Origin of the sequence: Oryzobacter terrae (assembly GCF_042756445.1) — a bacterium.
Classification (GTDB): Bacteria; Actinomycetota; Actinomycetes; order Actinomycetales; family Dermatophilaceae; genus Oryzobacter; species Oryzobacter terrae.
This window is the reverse complement of the sequence record NZ_CP170578.1, coordinates 2,925,753-2,940,711: the sequence shown is the minus strand read 5'-3', so window position 1 is coordinate 2,940,711 and position 14,959 is coordinate 2,925,753. Positions and strand designations below refer to the sequence as shown.

General features: G+C 73.3%; 12 protein-coding genes. 2 read left to right on the top strand and 10 right to left on the bottom strand.

Annotated elements, in window-relative coordinates:
- The first annotated feature begins 74 nt into the window (after positions 1-74).
- Complete coding sequence (locus tag ACFWN3_RS13995) at positions 75-668, top strand: GNAT family N-acetyltransferase (RefSeq protein WP_377640555.1); 594 nt, start codon at positions 75-77, stop codon at positions 666-668.
- Positions 669-701: 33 nt separating this feature from the next.
- On the opposite strand, the gene icmF is transcribed toward ACFWN3_RS13995, so the two are convergent.
- The 6 genes from icmF to ACFWN3_RS13965 all read right to left on the bottom strand — a co-directional run bounded on the left by icmF (position 702) and on the right by ACFWN3_RS13965 (position 9,895).
- Positions 702-3,947, bottom strand: a complete 3,246-nt coding sequence (icmF, locus tag ACFWN3_RS13990; protein WP_377640553.1) for a fused isobutyryl-CoA mutase/GTPase IcmF — start codon at positions 3,945-3,947, stop codon at positions 702-704.
- Between the two features lie 63 nt (positions 3,948-4,010).
- Complete coding sequence (locus ACFWN3_RS13985; RefSeq protein ID WP_377640551.1) at positions 4,011-5,030, bottom strand: hypothetical protein; 1,020 nt, start codon at positions 5,028-5,030, stop codon at positions 4,011-4,013.
- Entirely contained in the window at positions 5,023-5,469 is a 447-nt protein-coding gene (aroQ, locus tag ACFWN3_RS13980; RefSeq protein ID WP_377640549.1) for a type II 3-dehydroquinate dehydratase, read from the bottom strand. The genes ACFWN3_RS13985 and aroQ overlap by 8 nt, the downstream gene beginning before the upstream one ends.
- A 42-nt stretch (positions 5,470-5,511) precedes the next feature.
- Positions 5,512-8,160, bottom strand: a complete 2,649-nt coding sequence (locus tag ACFWN3_RS13975; RefSeq protein ID WP_377640547.1) for a DUF4153 domain-containing protein — start codon at positions 8,158-8,160, stop codon at positions 5,512-5,514.
- Positions 8,157-8,864 carry a response regulator gene (locus tag ACFWN3_RS13970; protein ID WP_377640545.1) on the bottom strand — a complete coding sequence of 236 codons (708 nt, stop codon included), beginning with the start codon at positions 8,862-8,864 and terminating at the stop codon, positions 8,157-8,159. The genes ACFWN3_RS13975 and ACFWN3_RS13970 overlap by 4 nt, the downstream gene beginning before the upstream one ends.
- A 77-nt stretch (positions 8,865-8,941) precedes the next feature.
- Positions 8,942-9,895 (bottom strand): GlxA family transcriptional regulator, encoded by a 954-nt coding sequence (locus tag ACFWN3_RS13965; protein WP_377640543.1) that lies wholly within the window; start codon positions 9,893-9,895, stop codon positions 8,942-8,944.
- Between the two features lie 83 nt (positions 9,896-9,978).
- Here ACFWN3_RS13965 and ACFWN3_RS13960 point away from each other — a divergent pair, with 83 nt between their 5' ends.
- Complete coding sequence (locus tag ACFWN3_RS13960; protein ID WP_377640542.1) at positions 9,979-10,293, top strand: hypothetical protein; 315 nt, start codon at positions 9,979-9,981, stop codon at positions 10,291-10,293.
- On the opposite strand, the gene ACFWN3_RS13955 is transcribed toward ACFWN3_RS13960, so the two are convergent.
- The 4 genes from ACFWN3_RS13955 to ACFWN3_RS13940 are packed head-to-tail and all read right to left on the bottom strand — an operon-like array spanning position 10,271 to position 14,826.
- Positions 10,271-11,011, bottom strand: a complete 741-nt coding sequence (locus ACFWN3_RS13955) for an SRPBCC family protein (RefSeq protein ID WP_377640540.1) — start codon at positions 11,009-11,011, stop codon at positions 10,271-10,273. The genes ACFWN3_RS13960 and ACFWN3_RS13955 overlap by 23 nt on opposite strands.
- A 7-nt stretch (positions 11,012-11,018) precedes the next feature.
- Positions 11,019-11,867, bottom strand: a complete 849-nt coding sequence (locus tag ACFWN3_RS13950) for an FAD binding domain-containing protein (RefSeq protein WP_377640539.1) — start codon at positions 11,865-11,867, stop codon at positions 11,019-11,021.
- Complete coding sequence (locus ACFWN3_RS13945) at positions 11,864-14,338, bottom strand: xanthine dehydrogenase family protein molybdopterin-binding subunit (protein ID WP_377640537.1); 2,475 nt, start codon at positions 14,336-14,338, stop codon at positions 11,864-11,866. Before ACFWN3_RS13945 ends, ACFWN3_RS13950 begins: the two co-directional genes overlap by 4 nt.
- The gene (locus tag ACFWN3_RS13940) at positions 14,335-14,826 is read right to left on the bottom strand and encodes a (2Fe-2S)-binding protein (protein WP_377640536.1); all 492 of its coding nucleotides are present in this window, start codon (positions 14,824-14,826) and stop codon (positions 14,335-14,337) included. The genes ACFWN3_RS13945 and ACFWN3_RS13940 overlap by 4 nt, the downstream gene beginning before the upstream one ends.
- Positions 14,827-14,959 lie beyond the last annotated feature (133 nt).

Sequence of the window (14,959 nt, the reverse complement as noted above, 5' to 3'; positions counted from 1 at the left end):
GTCGCGGCACCGACGCCCGGCACCCGGGTTTCCGCCCTCGCCCGCCCGTCGGGGCCCACCACTAGGGTCGCCTCGTGCCCGACTTCACCTGGCGACCGGCCAGTGCCGCCACTGCTGACGAGGTCGAGGCGGTCTTCGAGTCCGGGGGCGCCCGGAAGTGCCGCTGCCAGGCGCTGAAGGTCCCGGGCTGGATCTGGCGCGACACCACGCAGGACGAGCGCGACGCGGCGCTGCTCGAGCAGGCCGCGTGCGGCACCGGCGGGCCGACCTCCGGCCTCGTCGGGTACGTCGACGGCGAGCCGGCCGGCTGGGTCGCCGTGGAGCCGCGGGAGGACTACCCGCGGATCTGGGCCCGGCAGAAGGCCTGGATGCGGCAGGACCCCGAGCTCGAGGGGGTCTGGTCGGTCACCTGCTTCGTCGTCCGCACGGGCTTCCGCCGCCAGGGGCTGATGTACGAGCTGGCCGCGGCCACCGTCGAGCACGGCCGGCAGGTCGGCGCGCGCCTCCTCGAGGGCTACCCCACCGAGCCGGAACCCGGGAGGACGGTCATCTGGGACGAGGCGTCGGTCGGCCTGTTGCACGTCTTCCTCGAGGCCGGGTACGAGGTCGTCGCCTCGCCGACCCTGCGCCGTCGGGTGGTGCGGCACCGGCTCGGCGCGCCGTCCTGAGGCACCCGCCCGGGACGCGACCGCGGGCGGAGCTCAGACGTTGCGCCGGTACTGCCCGCCCACCTCGAAGAACGCCTCGGTGACCTGCTGGAGCGAGCACACCCGCGACGCCTCCATGAGGACGGCGAAGACGTTGGCGCCCGAGGTCGCGGCCTCCTTGAGGCGGGCCAGTGCCTGCTCGGCCTCCTCGCGGTGGACCTCGCGGTAGGTCGTGACCCGCTCGAGCTGGCTCTCCTTCTCGGCCTCGGAGGCCCGGGCGAGGACGACCTCCTTGGGCTCCTCGTCGGCCCGCGGGTTGCGGAAGGTGTTGACGCCGATGATCGGCAGCGACCCGTCGTGCTTGCGGTGCTCGTAGAGCATCGACTCGTCCTGGATGCGACCACGCTGGTAGCCGGTCTCCATCGCGCCGAGGACGCCGCCGCGCTCGGAGATCCGGTCGAACTCGGCGAGGACCGCGGCCTCGACGAGGTCGGTCAGCTCGTCGACGACGAAGGAGCCCTGGAGCGGGTTCTCGTTCATCGCCAGGCCCCACTCCTTGTTGATGATCATCTGGATGGCCAGCGCCCGGCGCACCGACTCCTCGCCGGGGGTCGTGACGGCCTCGTCGTAGGCGTTGGTGTGCAGGCTGTTGGCGTTGTCGTAGATCGCGACGAGCGCCTGCAGCGTCGTGCGGATGTCGTTGAAGTCCATCTCCTGTGCGTGCAGGGAGCGGCCCGAGGTCTGCACGTGGTACTTCAGCTTCTGGCTGCGCTCGTTGGCCCCGTACTTCTCCTTCATCGCCACGGCCCAGATCCGGCGGGCGACGCGGCCGATGACCGTGTACTCCGGGTCCATCCCGTTGGAGAAGAAGAAGGACAGGTTCGGGGCGAAGTCGTCGATGGCCATGCCGCGCGCGAGGTAGGCCTCGACGTAGGTGAACCCGTTGGCGAGGGTGAACGCGAGCTGGCTGATGGGGTTCGCCCCGGCCTCGGCGATGTGGTAGCCGCTGATCGACACCGAGTAGAAGTTGCGCACCCCCTGCTCGATGAACCACTCCTGGATGTCGGCCATCATCCGCAGCGAGAACTCGGTGGAGAACAGGCAGGTGTTCTGGCCCTGGTCCTCCTTGAGGATGTCGGCCTGCACCGTGCCGCGCACGACCTGGAGCGCCGTCGCGCGGACCTGCGCCGCCTCCTCCTCCGACGGCTGCCGCTCGTTGGCCTCGGCCCACGCCTCGACGGCGCGGTCCATGACGGTGTTGAGGAAGAACGCGAGGATGGTCGGCGCGGGGCCGTTGATCGTCATCGAGACGCTCGTCGTCGGTGCCGTGAGGTCGAAGCCCGCGTAGAGCTCCTTCATGTCGTCGAGCGTGGCGACGGAGACGCCCGACGTGCCGACCTTGCCGTAGATGTCGGGGCGCCGGTCGGGGTCGCGGCCGTAGAGGGTCACCGAGTCGAAGGCCGTCGACAGCCGCGTGGCCGGCTGGCCCTCGGACACGAGCTTGAAGCGGCGGTTCGTGCGGAACGGGTCGCCCTCGCCGGCGAACATCCGGGCCGGGTCCTCGTTGTCGCGCTTGAAGGGGAACACCCCGGCGGTGAAGGGGAAGTAGCCCGGGAGGTTCTCGCGGCGCAGGAACGACACGAGGTCGCCGTCGTCGTTGTAGCGGGGCAGCGAGACGCGGCGGATCCGGTTGCCGGACAGTGACTCTCGCACCAGCGAGGTGTGGATCTCCTTGTCGCGCACGGTGACGACCTGCTCGTCGCCCGAGTAGGCCTCGACGACCGAGGACCAGCCGGCGAGCTGGCGGGCGACCTCGAGGGGCAGGTCGGCCCGGGCCTCGTCGAGGAGGGCGTCGACGTCGGAGCGGTCCTTGCCGGCGCGCGCGAGCGCCGCCCCGACCTCGGAGAGGCGCTGGACGCGGCGCGCGGCGTCGGCCCAGCGCTCGGTGTCGCCGTGGAAGGCCCGCACGGCCTCGGAGATCTCGGACAGGTAGCGCACCCGCGACGGCGGCACGACCTGGCGCAGCACCGAGGAGTGCCGCACCGACACCCGCGCGAGGGTGCCCTCCGAGAGGGACAGGCCGGCGGCGGAGAGCAGGGTCGCGAGCTCCTGGTAGAGCGCGGTGACACCGTCGTCGTTGAACGTCGCGGCCGAGGTGCCGAACACCGGCATGTCCTCGGGCCTCTTCCCGAAGGCCTCGCGGTTGCGCACCATCTGGCGGCCGACGTCGCGTAGCGCGTCCATGGCGCCACGGCGCTCGAACTTGTTGATCGCGACGACGTCGGCGAAGTCGAGCATGTCGATCTTCTCGAGCTGGCTGGCCGCCCCGAACTCCGGCGTCATGACGTAGAGGTTGACGTCGGCGTAGCTCGTGATCGCGGCGTCGCCCTGGCCGATGCCCGGGGTCTCGACGACGACGAGGTCGAACCCGGCGGCCTTGAGGATCGTGATGATGTCGGGCAGGGCCTCGGGCACCTCGCGACCGCCGCGGGTGGCGAGCGAGCGGAAGTACACCCGGTCGCCGTCGAGGCTGTTCATCCGGATCCGGTCGCCGAGCAGGGCGCCGCCGCCACGGCGACGGGTGGGGTCGATGGCGATGCACGCGATCCGCAGCTTGTCCTGCTGGTCGACCCGCAGGCGGCGGACGAGCTCGTCGGTGAGGCTCGACTTGCCCGAGCCGCCCGTACCGGTGATCCCGAGGACCGGGACGGACCGCGCGGCGGCGGCCCGCTCGAGCTCGGCCCGCAGGTCGTCGGTGAGGTGCCCGGTCTCGGCCGCGGTGATGGCCCGCGCGACGGCGGCGCGCTCCCCCGTGAGGACGGCCGCGACGGTCGTCGGGCGCTCCTGCCACAGGTCGCGGTCGCAGGCGGCGACGACCTGGTTGACCATCCCGGGCAGGCCGAGGCGCTGGCCGTCCTCGGGGCTGAAGATCGTGACCCCGGCCTCGCGCAGCCGCGAGATCTCGGCCGGGACGATGACGCCGCCACCGCCGCCGACGACCTGCACGTGGCCCGCGCCGGCCTCGCGGAGCAGCTCGACGAGGTACTCGAAGTACTCGACGTGGCCGCCCTGGTACGACGACACGGCGACGCCCTGGGCGTCCTCCTCGACGGCCGCGTCGACGACCTCCTGGACCGAGCGGTTGTGCCCGAGGTGGATGACCTCGGCCCCCTGGCTCTGCATGATCCGGCGCATGATGTTGATCGACGCGTCGTGCCCGTCGAACAGGGCCGAGGCCGAGACGATGCGGACGGGGTGCTCGGGCACGTGGAGGTCGGGTCGGGTCGGCTGCGCTGCCATCGGTGGGGTCCCTTCGGGTGGCGTCTCCCGAGATAGTAGGACGTCCTAGTAGTTACCGGGAAGTCACCGGGCGACGGCGGAGGCGTAGGGGTCCGGTGCGGTGGCGTCGACGAGCCACTCGGGCACCGAGCGCGCGAAGTGCTCGGCGACGCACGACGGGGGCACGTCGGCCTGGAGGCGACGCCACGACTCGGCCCGGTGCAGGCAGGAGAGCCGGTCGGCGGCCGGGAGCAGGGCGACCAGCGCCTCGCGGTCGGCGAGGTCGGTCCACGGCGTGAGCGCCGCGTCGACGAGCCGCTGGACGTCGGGGTCGTCGGCGCCGAGGGAGAAGCGGTTGCGCATGATCCACAGCGGGATCCGCAACGTCGTCAGCGGGTGGGCCCACACGGCGTCGCCGAGGTCGATGTAGGCCGCTCCCCCGGGGCGGCGGAAGGCGTTGGCGAGGTGGAGGTCGTTGTGCTGGAGGCCGTCGGGGAGGTCGCTGCCGGCGAGGACGTCGGCGGCGGCGTGGAGGCGGCCGAGGCCGTCGCGCACGCCGGCCTCCTCCTCGGGGGTGAGCCGGCGGGGGTCCGCCGCGGGCAGCGCGTCGAGCTCGGCGAGGAGGTCCTCGACCCAGGCGACGACGTCGTCGGGCCGGCCCGGGAAGCGCGGGACCCCCGTGGCCAGCAGCTCGTCCTCGTGGTCGGTGAGGTGGCGCTGTGCCCGGGTGTAGTGGGCGACGACGGCGACCCAGTCGTCGACCGGCGGGGGTTCCTCGTCGTGCCACATCGGCAGCCCGAGGTCGGCGGTCGCGAGCCACCCGCGTCCCTCCTCGACCGCGACGACCGGGGCGACGGTCCCGGGGGCGAGCCGGTCGACGGCCGCGACGAGCCGGGCCTCGAAGGCCTGGCTCGGGGCGTTCTCCTTCACCCACACGCGGCCGGCGTCGGTCTCGACGTGGAGCACGGTGGCCCAGAACCGGATCCGCTCCTGCACGAGCGGACCGGTCACCCGGCGGCCCGCTGCCTCGAGGGCCGGGAAGAGCCACCCCTGGAGATCGTCGCGCCACTCCTGGCTCGCCCAGAGGGCGGGCAGGTCATGCACGGGAGCGCCGAGCCGCGAGCCAGTCGACGGCCTCGCCGTAGCCCGCCACCCCACGCCCGATGACGTGGTGGTCGCACACGTCGGTGAGGTGGCTGTGGCGCCGGAACTCCTCGCGCGCGTGGATGTCGCTGATGTGGACCTCGACCCGCGGGACCCGGCAGGCCGAGAGCGCGTCGCGCAGGGCGATCGAGGTGTGGGTGTACCCCGCGGCGTTGACGACGATGCCCGCGCTGTCGGCGCGGCCCTCCTGGACCCAGTCGACGAGGGTGCCCTCGTGGTTGGTCTGCCGGAAGTCGACGACGAGGCCGTGCCGGGTGGCGACCTCGACGCACAGCGCCTCGACGTCGGCGAGGGTCGAGGTGCCGTAGACCTCGGGCTCGCGCTCACCGAGCAGGTTGAGGTTGGGTCCGTTGAGCACGAGGACCGTGCGGTCGTCCATGCCGCGAGTATGCCGTGCGGCGGGCGGCAGGTCCGAGGGGTTTCAGCCGCGGTACTCCTCCTCGAGGACGTCGGAGCAGCCGGCGGGCGCGAGGGGGCGGCCGTCGCGGTCGAGGGCGGACTGGGCACGGGCCCGGCCGAGGTTCCACGACAGGAGGTCGTCCTCGAAGACGTGCGGCCCGCCCCAGCCGTCGGTGACGCACAGCGCGACCTCACGGGGCAGCCGCTCGTGGATGACGGGCGTGGCGTCGGCGCTCAGCGTCGACAGGTACGTCGTGTCGAGCGGCCGGCCCGCCTCGAAGCGGTCGATGTTGCGCCCGGCCACCCAGCCGTCAGGGTTCATCGCCGCGAACCCGAGGGCGAACACGGCCGCCGAGACGAGGACGGCACGCGGGATCCACGAGCCCCTCAGCCGCACCACCCCGGCGAGGAGGAAGGCGACGACGAGGCCGAGCCACAGCTCGAAGCCGTCGACGAACACGCGCAGCACGGTGTACCCGTAGGCCTCCTGGTAGAGCGACATCCGGTAGAGCGCGCTCGCCACGACGGCGAGGGTGAGGACGCAGAGGACGCCGAGGAGGACCCGCAGCAGCACGGCGTCGCGCGGCGCCTCACGCGGGGCGACGCGCATCGTCAGGGCGACGACGACGACGGTGAGGAAGGTCGCGGCGGTCAGCTGCCCGAACCCCTGGTGGACGTACTCGGCGTAGCTGAGCCCGGTCGTCTCGCGCAGGTACTCGTGGCCGCCCCACATCGCCGCGGCCTGGGCGACGAGGAAGCCGAGGAACATCGCGACGACGACCCCCACGGGCACGGCCCACTCCCACGGACGGGTCGTGCGGCGCGAGGCGGGCAGGGCGGCATCGGCGGTGGCCGGCGGGTTGAGGGCGAGGTAGGCGCCGGTGAGGACCACCCCGGCGACGAGGAAGAGCACGAACGTGCGCTGGACGATGGTGTCCCAGCCGAGGTCGGGCACGACGGCCTCCGCCCACCGGCCGAACACGGCGTCGCCCGAGGCGAAGAGGCCGCCGAAGACCGCGAGGACGACGAGGGAGAACGCGAGGGTCCGCAGGATCGGCCAGAGGACGCGCATCCGGCTCGTCGCCGTGATGGTGCGCCCGAGGAGGGGCAGCCCCCGCAGGGCCGCCAGCGGCCAGGCGATGACGGCGAGCGGGACGGCGAGGACGGTCCGGGCCCGGGTGAGCCCTGCCGCGGCGACGACGACGGCGACGAGGACCGCGAGGACGACCACTCCCCCGGCGTCCCGCAGGGCGGTCACCGAGACGAGCAGGGCCGCGACGGCCGCGCAGGCGGTCGTGAAGGCATCGCGCCGGAAGCGGGCGACCCGCCACATGAGGACGCCGGCGCCGAGCATCGTCAGCGCGACGGCGATGCCGACGTTGCGCTCCGGCCAGGTGATCGCGGCCCAGGCCCCGAGGCCGAGGGCGGCGAGGACGACGGCGGGGCGCGGCGAGCCGTCGCGCTCGGGCCACACGGTCGAGGGCCCGAACGGGCCGTCACCGCCGGCCCCGGGGACGCGGGCGTACGGGTCGACCGGCACCGGCTCGCCGGCGAGCGGCGGTGCGGGGGTCGCGGGGACGGCCGCCGTCGCGGGCGCCGGAGGTGTCGGGGTGGGGGTCACGGCGGCCATCGGTCGCTCCTCCTGGAGGTGGGTGGGCCGCATGGCGCGCGCCCGTCGGGGAAGGACGGCGCGCAGCAGGGCACCGGTGGCGTCAGGGGGGGTCGGGACCGCGGCGACCTCGCCGCCGTGGAGCTCGGCGACCCAGCGGGCGATCGCCAGGCCGAGGCCGGTGCCGCCGGAGGCGTCGTCGCCCGAGCCGAAGCGCTCGAAGACGCGCTCGGCCCGGTCGGCGGGGATGCCGGGGCCCTCGTCGCGGACCTCGAGCACCCAGCGCTCGGCGTCGAGCCCGCGGGCGGACAGGTGGACCTGACCCCCGGCCGGGCTGTGCCGCACGGCGTTGTCGACGAGGTTGGCCACGAGCTGGGCCAGTCGGGCGCCGTCCGCGTGGACGACGAGGTCGGCCGGCTCCACGGTGTCGCGCACCCGGACCGGTCGCCCGTCGACCGAGGCCTCGGCGACGGCGTCGCGCAGCAGGCTCGCGACCTCGACCTCGCCGACCCGCAGCGGTGCGGCGCCGGCATCGATGCGGGACAGGTCGAGCAGGTCGGTGACGAGGGCGCTGAGCCGCTCGGACTGCTGGAGGGCGCCGCGCAGCGCCGCGTCGTCGGGGAGGACCACGCCGTCGACGAGGTTCTCCAGCAGGGCGCGCTGCGCCGTGAGCGGCGTCCTCAGCTCGTGCGAGACGGTGGCGACGAGCTGGCGGCGCTGCTGGTCGGCGGAGGCGAGGTCGGCGGCCATCGCGTTGAAGGCGCGCCCGAGCTCGCCCACCTCGTCGGTGGAGGTGGCCCGCACCCGCTGGCCGTAGTCGCCGGCGGCCATGGCCCGGGCCGCCTCGGTCATCTCGCGCAGGGGCGAGGTCATGCCCCGGGCCAGCCACTGGGTCACCGCCAGGGCCCCGACGACGGTGACGGGGACGCTGAACCACAGCGGCACCCGGCCGCCGTCGGCGACCTCCGCGATGGTCACCGCGACGAGGACGCTGACGCCGACGAGGACGCCGAGCTTGACCTTGATCGAGGCGATGCCGTCGAGGGGGCGGTCGGTGTTCACGGGCCGACCTCCAGCGCGTAGCCGACCCCGTGGACGGTGCGCACCCGGTCGGGGCCGATCTTGGCCCGCAGCGCCTTGACGTGGCTGTCGAGCGTGCGGGTGCCCGAGGCGTCGCCCCAGCCCCACACCTCGCGCATCAGCACCTCGCGCGTGCGGACCGTGCCCGGCTCGGTCGCGAGCGCGCAGAGCAGGTCGAACTCGAGCGGCGTCAGGTGGACGACCTCTCCGGCGACCGCGACGCGGCGGGTCCGGACGTCGATGACGAGGCCGGCGGCGTCGAGGTGGGCGGGCACGTCGGAGGCCGCGAGCGCCTCGGCCCGCTCGACCCGGCGCAGCAGGGCGCGGACCCGGGCGACGACCTCGCGCATCGAGAACGGCTTGGTGACGTAGTCGTCGGCGCCGACGCCCAGCCCGACGAGGAGGTCGGTCTCGTCGTCACGCGCGGTGAGCATGAGGACGGGGACGGGCCGGAGCGCCTGGATGCGGCGGCACACCTCGAGGCCGTCGAACCCCGGGAGCATGACGTCGAGGACGACGAGGTCGGGGTGGTGCTTATCGAAGGCGGCGACCGCGCCGGGGCCGTCGTGGGCCTGGACCGTGCCGAAGCCCTCGGCGCGCAGGCGGTTGGTGACGGCCTGGTTGATCGTCGGCTCGTCCTCGACGACGAGCACCGTCACGGTGGCGTCGGCTCTCCCCTCGGTCATGCTGCGAGCGTAGGACGCAGGGGGTGCAGCCCGCGGGGGCACCGTGTGGAGATCGTGTGAAGGTCGCCCCAGCGCCGTCAGGCCGAGACGCGGTGCTGGGTCCGGAAGGCCGTGGGGCTGATCCCGGTGCAGCGCGAGAAGTGGTGTCGCAGCAGCGCCGCCGAGCCGAAGCCGGCGTCGCGCGCGACCTCCTCGACCGACAGGTCGGTCTCCTCCAGCAGCTGGCGGGCGCGCAGGACCCGCTGGTCGGTGACCCACTGGTGCGGCGTGGTCCCGGTCTCGGCGACGAACCGACGGGCGAAGGTGCGCGGCGACATCGTCGCGCGGCGGGCGAGGTCGTCGACGGTGAAGGCCTGGTCGAGGTTCGCGACCATCCACTGGAGCAGCGGGCCCAGGCTCTCGGCCTCGCACGACGGCACCGGGCGCTCGACGTACTGGCGCTGGCCGCCGTCGCGGTGGGGGGGCACGACCATCCGGCGCGAGATCGTCGCGGCGACCTGGGCGCCGAGCTCGGTGCGGACGAGGTGGAGGGCGGCGTCGATGCCGGCGGCGGTGCCGGCGCTGGAGATGACGTTGCCGTCGCGCACGTAGAGGACGTCGGGGTCGACGTGGGCCTTCGGGTACAGCGCGGCGAGCTCGGCGGCGTGCCGCCAGTGGGTCGTGCACGAGCGCCCGTCGAGGATGCCGGCCGCCCCCAGGCTGAAGACCCCGGAGCAGACCGACATGATCCACGCGCCGCGGGCGTGGGCGGCCTGCAGCGCCTCGACGACCGCCGGGCTCGGGTTCCAGGCCGCGTTCGAGGCGGGGATCGCGACGAGGTCGGCGTCGAGGGTCGCGTCGAGGCCGTGGGCCGCGCTCACCGTCGTGCCGTTGCGCGCGTCGAGCGGGCGGTCCTCCTCCGAGCACACGCGGTAGTCGAAGGCGGGGACGCCCTCGTCGGTGCGGTCGAGGCCGAAGACCTCGGCGAGGACGCCGTACTCGAATAGCGCGACGGGCTCCTGGAGGACGACGGCGACGGAGCGGAGGGGCATGCCGACCAGTATGGCAGGAACTTGTGCATCAGTGTCAATACTGCCACTGGTGGCAGGTTGTGCCCGAACGACAAACTTGTGCCATGTTCACCACCGAGATCCTCGAGACGGTCCTCACCGCCGCTGCTGCCGGGGCGCTGCTCGCCCCCGTCGTCGCGCTCATGGAGCGCACCCACCGCCGGATGTCCCTCGACAACGGCGGCCGCATCTCCCGCTACACCGACGGTCGCGGCACCGACCGGCGCGACGCCGACACCCGCCGGGTGCGCGACGAGCTGCGCGCCCGCGCGGCCGAGGAGCCGGCGACCGCCACGACGACGGCCCCCGTCGCCGTGAGGCGCCGGGAGCCGTCGAGGTCGCACGGGGTCCGGACGGTCAGGACCCACCACGCCCGATGAGCCAGCCGACGACGAGCCCCACGAGGCCGGCGGCGACGTAGCCGCCGTAGGTGCGGGCGAGGACCGGCAGGACCGTCGCCCCGAGGTCGATGGAGTCGTCCTCCGGCACCGCCCGCGGTGACGGGACGGCCGTCGGCCTCGGGCGGGCGGCCGGCACGGGGGCGGGGACCGCGGCGGTCGCCGCCCCCGTCGCCGGTGCCGGTGGCCCCACGGCCGCGGGAGCCCCGCCCGCCTCCTCGGCCGCCGCGGCCTCGTTCTCGACCGCCTCGGCCTCGGCCGGGCCGAGCTTGCCCTCGATGCACCCGACGAACTGCTGGAGCAGCTTGTCGGAGACGTCCTGCATGACGCCGCGACCGAACTGGGCCGGCTTCCCGGTGACCTGGAGGTCGGTCGTGACGTCGACCGCGGTCCCGGTGCCGCTCGGGGCGAGCTGGATGCTCACGGTGGCCCCGGCGGTGCCGTTGCCCCGCTTGTCCTTGCCCTTGGCCTCGATGACGGCCCGGTGTGCGGCGTCGTCGCGCTCGACGAAGGTCCCGGTGCCCGCGTACTGCAGGGCGATGGGCCCGAGCTTGACCTTGACGGTGCCCGCGAAGCCGTCGGCCGAGGCCTCGGTCACCGTGGCCCCGGGGAAGCACGAGCCCACGAGGTCGAGGTCCATGAAGGTCGCCCAGGTGGTGTCGACATCGGCCGGGACGGTGAACGAGTGCGCCAGCTCCATGGGCGCCTCAGCCGCCGAGCGCGGTCGTGACGGCCCGCCGGGTCAGGACCCGGGCGAGGTGGCGCCGGTAGTCGGCGTCGCCGTTGAGGTCGCTCGGCGGGTTGGTGCCGTCGGCGGCCGTGTCGCAGGCGTCGCCGAGGTCGGAGGCCGACCGGCCGACGAGCGCCTCCTCCACCGAGCGCGCCCGCAGCGGCGTCGAGCCCATGTTCGTCAGGCCGACGCGCGCCTCGGCGATCGTCCCTCCCTCGACCCGCAGGGCCGCGGCGACCCCGACGATCGACCACTGGTGGGACACCCGGACGAACTTCTCGTAGTGCGACACCCAGTCGGTGTGCTTGGGGATCCGGATGGCGGTGAGCAGCTCGCCCTCACCGACCGCCGTCTCGAACAGGTCCCGGAAGAAGTCGGCCGCCGCGACGGTCCGCTCGCCGCCCTGGCCCCGGATGACGAGCTCGGCGTCGAGCGCGAGGACCGGCGCCCCCACGTCCCCCGCCGGGTCGGCGTGGACCAGGGCACCGCCCACGGTGCCGCGGTGGCGGATCTGCGGGTCGGCCACCTCCTCGACGGCCTGCGCGAGCAGCGCCGCGTGGAGCCGGACGAGCGGGTCCTTGACGACCTCGCTGTAGGGGGCCATCGCCCCGATGACGACCGCGTCGCCCTCCTCGCGGATGCCGCGCAGCTCCTCGATCCGGCCGAGGTCGACGACCTTCTCCGGGGCGTTGAGCCGCATCCGCAGGATGGGCAGCAGCGACTGGCCGCCGGCCATGACCTTCGCGTCGTCGCCGGCCTCGGCGAGGGCCGCGAGGGCCTCGTCGACGCTCGTGGGGGCCAGGTACTCGAATGCCGCGGGGATCACTGTGCTGCTCCGTCCGTCGCGCCTGCGCTGGGATCCTGGTTGGGCGCGTCCTGCGCGAAGTGCGGCTGCGCCTCGTCGGTCGTCGCCCCTCCCGAGCCGCCGCCCTGGATGGCCTTCCACACCCGCTCGGGCGTGCACGGCATCTGGATGTCGTTGACGCCGAAGTGGCGCACGGCGTCGACGATGGCGTTGACGACCGCGGGCGTCGAGGCGATGCAGCCGGCCTCGCCCACCCCCTTGGTGCCCAGGGTGTTCGTCGTCGACGGGGAGACGGTGTTCGCCGTGTTCATCGAGATGGTGTCGGCGGACGTCGGCAGCGTGTAGTCGACGAAGGAGCCGCTGACGAGCGTGCCCGACTCGTCGTGCACGGCCTCCTCCCACAGCGCCTGGGCGATGCCCTGGACGATGCCGCCGTGCACCTGGCCCTCGACGATGAGCGGGTTGACGATGTTCCCGATGTCGTCGACCGAGACGTACGAGCGCAGGGTCACCTTGCCCGTCTCGGTGTCGACCTCGGCCGCGCACAGGTGGGTCCCGTGCGGGAACGAGAAGTTGACCGGGTCGTAGGTGGCGTCGGCGTCCAGGCTCGGCTCGGTGCCGTCGGGCAGGTCGTGGCCAGCGAAGGTCGCCCAGACGACCTCGGCCATCGCCTTGCCGTTGTCGGTGCCGCGCACCGTGAAGGTGCCGTCCTTGAACTCGATGTCGTCGACGCTCGCCTCGAGCATGTGCGCGGCGATCGGCCTCGCCTTCTCGATGACCTTGTCGACGGCCCGCACGAGCGCCTCGCCGCCGACGACGAGCGAGCGGCTGCCGTAGGTGTCGAGTCCCTTGGGAGCGACCTGCGTGTCGCCGTGGAGGACCTCGACGTCGTCGAACGGCACCCCGAGCCGGTCGGCGACGATCTGGCTCCACGCCGTCTCGTGGCCCTGGCCGTGGGCGCTGGATCCGGTGACGACCTCGACCTTGCCCGTGGGCAGCATCCGCACCGCCGCGTGCTCCCAGCCGCCGGCCGCGTACGACAGGCTGCCGAGGACCCGGCTCGGCGCGAGGCCGCACATCTCGGTGAACGTCGAGATCCCGATGCCGAGCTGGACGGTGTCGCCGGACTCGCGGCGCCGCTTCTGCTCGGCGCGCAGGCCGTCGTAGTCGAACATCTCCTTGGCCTTCTCGGTGGCGGCCTCGTAGTTGCCCGAGTCGTACTCGAGCCCGCACACGCTGGTGAACGGGAACTCCTCGTGCTTGATCCAGTTCTTCTCGCGGATCTCGAGGGGGTCGACGCCGACCTCCACCGCGAGCTCGTCCATGAGCCGCTCGATGGCGTACGTCGCCTCCGGGCGCCCGGCGCCGCGGTAGGCGTCGGTCCACGTCTTGTTCGTGAAGACGTTGGTGCAGTTGAACTGGTACGCGGGGAACTTGTAGATCGCGTTGAACATGAAGGCGCCGAGGATCGGCACGCCCGGCGTGACGAGGCCGAGGTAGGCGCCCATGTCGGCGAGGAGGTCGACCTTGAGGCCGGTGACCGTGCCGTCCTTGGTCGCCGAGAGGGTCAGCTTCTGCCACTGGTCGCGGCCGTGGTGCGCCGACAGGAGCGACTCGCTGCGGGTCTCGGTCCACTTGCACGGCTTGCCGAGGCGGGTCGCCACGAGGGTGGTGATGTTCTCCTCGGGCGTGTACTGGAGCTTGCCGCCGAAGCCGCCGCCGACGTCGGGCGCGATGACGCGCACCTTCGACTCGGGGATGCCGAGGACGGCCGCCGTGAAGATGCGCACGAAGTGCGGCACCTGGGTGGCCGACCAGATGGTCGTCTGCTCGCCGGTGGGGTCGCAGACGACGGAGCGGGGCTCCATGAAGGCCGGGATGAGGCGCTGCTGGCGGTACTCGCGCTCGATGACGATGCCGTCGGCGCGCGCCGCCTCGATGGCCTCGTCGACGGCGCCTCCGGTGCCGGCGCCGGCGGAGTCGAACTGCCAGAAGGCGCTCTTGTTCGTCCCGAGGTCGGGGTGGGCCAGCGTCTCGTCGGCGGCCGACCTCCGCAGGTCGAGCGCCGCGGGGAGCTCCTCGTAGTCGACGTCGACGAGCTCGGCGGCGTCGCGGGCGGCGGCGACCGAGCGGGCCGCGACGACCGCGACGATCTCTCCGGCGAAGGCGACCCGGTCGACGGCGATCGACGGGTGGTCGGGCGCCTTCTGGTCGGGGGTGATGGGCCAGGCGCAGGGCAGCGCCCCCTGGGCGTCGGCGACGTCGGCGCCGCTGAGGACCGCGACGACGCCGGGGCTCTCCTTGGCCGCCGAGGTGTCGACGTTGGTGATCCGCGCGTGGGCGAACGGGCTGCGGACCATGACGAGGTGGAGCATCCCGGGCAGGACGATGTTGTCGGTCCAGCGGGTGCGGCCGGTGATGAGGCGCCGGTCCTCCTTGCGCTTGCGGGAGGAACCGACCTCCTGGGCCGGGCGGTCGTCGACGGCGGTCATCGGGCCTCGCTCCCCTCGCGCTCGGGCACCGCGGCGCTCGAGCAGGCCGCGACAGCCTTGACGATGTTGTGGTAGCCGGTGCAGCGGCACAGGTTGCCCTCGAGCCCGACCCGGATCTCGTCCTCGGTGGGGTTCGGGTTCTCCTTGAGCAGGTCGATGGCCTGCATGATCATCCCCGGCGTGCAGTAGCCGCACTGGAGCGCGTGGTTGTCGTGGAAGGACTGCTGCATCGGGTGCAGCTCACCGTGCGGGGCGATGCCCTCGATCGTCGTGACCTCGTGGCCGTCGGCCTGCACGGCCAGCACGTTGCACGACTTCACGCTCCGGCCGTCGAGGTGGACGGTGCACGCGCCGCAGTTGCTCGTGTCGCAGCCGACGACGGTCCCCACCTTCCCGACGACTTCTCGCAGGTAGTGGACGAGCAGCATGCGGGGTTCGACGTCGTCGGAGCACTGCACTCCGTCGACCGTGACGTTGACCCGAGTCATCGTTGACTCCATTCGCCTGGGGGACCGTGTCGTGCTCGTGATCCTCACCCGAAGTGAGCCGCATCACAAGGGGTGTCGAACGACATCCGGGCCCACGATGCGGAACCGGCCTTTCCCGGGAGGCAACCCGGTC

Excerpts from the sequence above, each read along its gene's own strand:
- aroQ (WP_377640549.1), bottom strand. The coding sequence starts at position 5,469 with ATGGACGACCGCACGGTCCTCGTGCTCAACGGACCCAACCTCAACCTG.
- ACFWN3_RS13960 (WP_377640542.1), top strand. The coding sequence starts at position 9,979 with ATGTTCACCACCGAGATCCTCGAGACGGTCCTCACCGCCGCTGCTGCC.
- icmF (WP_377640553.1), bottom strand. The coding sequence starts at position 3,947 with ATGGCAGCGCAGCCGACCCGACCCGACCTCCACGTGCCCGAGCACCCC.
- ACFWN3_RS13970 (WP_377640545.1), bottom strand. The coding sequence starts at position 8,864 with ATGACCGAGGGGAGAGCCGACGCCACCGTGACGGTGCTCGTCGTCGAG.
- ACFWN3_RS13940 (WP_377640536.1), bottom strand. The coding sequence starts at position 14,826 with ATGACTCGGGTCAACGTCACGGTCGACGGAGTGCAGTGCTCCGACGAC.
- ACFWN3_RS13945 (WP_377640537.1), bottom strand. The coding sequence starts at position 14,338 with ATGACCGCCGTCGACGACCGCCCGGCCCAGGAGGTCGGTTCCTCCCGC.
- ACFWN3_RS13955 (WP_377640540.1), bottom strand. The coding sequence starts at position 11,011 with ATGGAGCTGGCGCACTCGTTCACCGTCCCGGCCGATGTCGACACCACC.
- ACFWN3_RS13965 (WP_377640543.1), bottom strand. The coding sequence starts at position 9,895 with ATGCCCCTCCGCTCCGTCGCCGTCGTCCTCCAGGAGCCCGTCGCGCTA.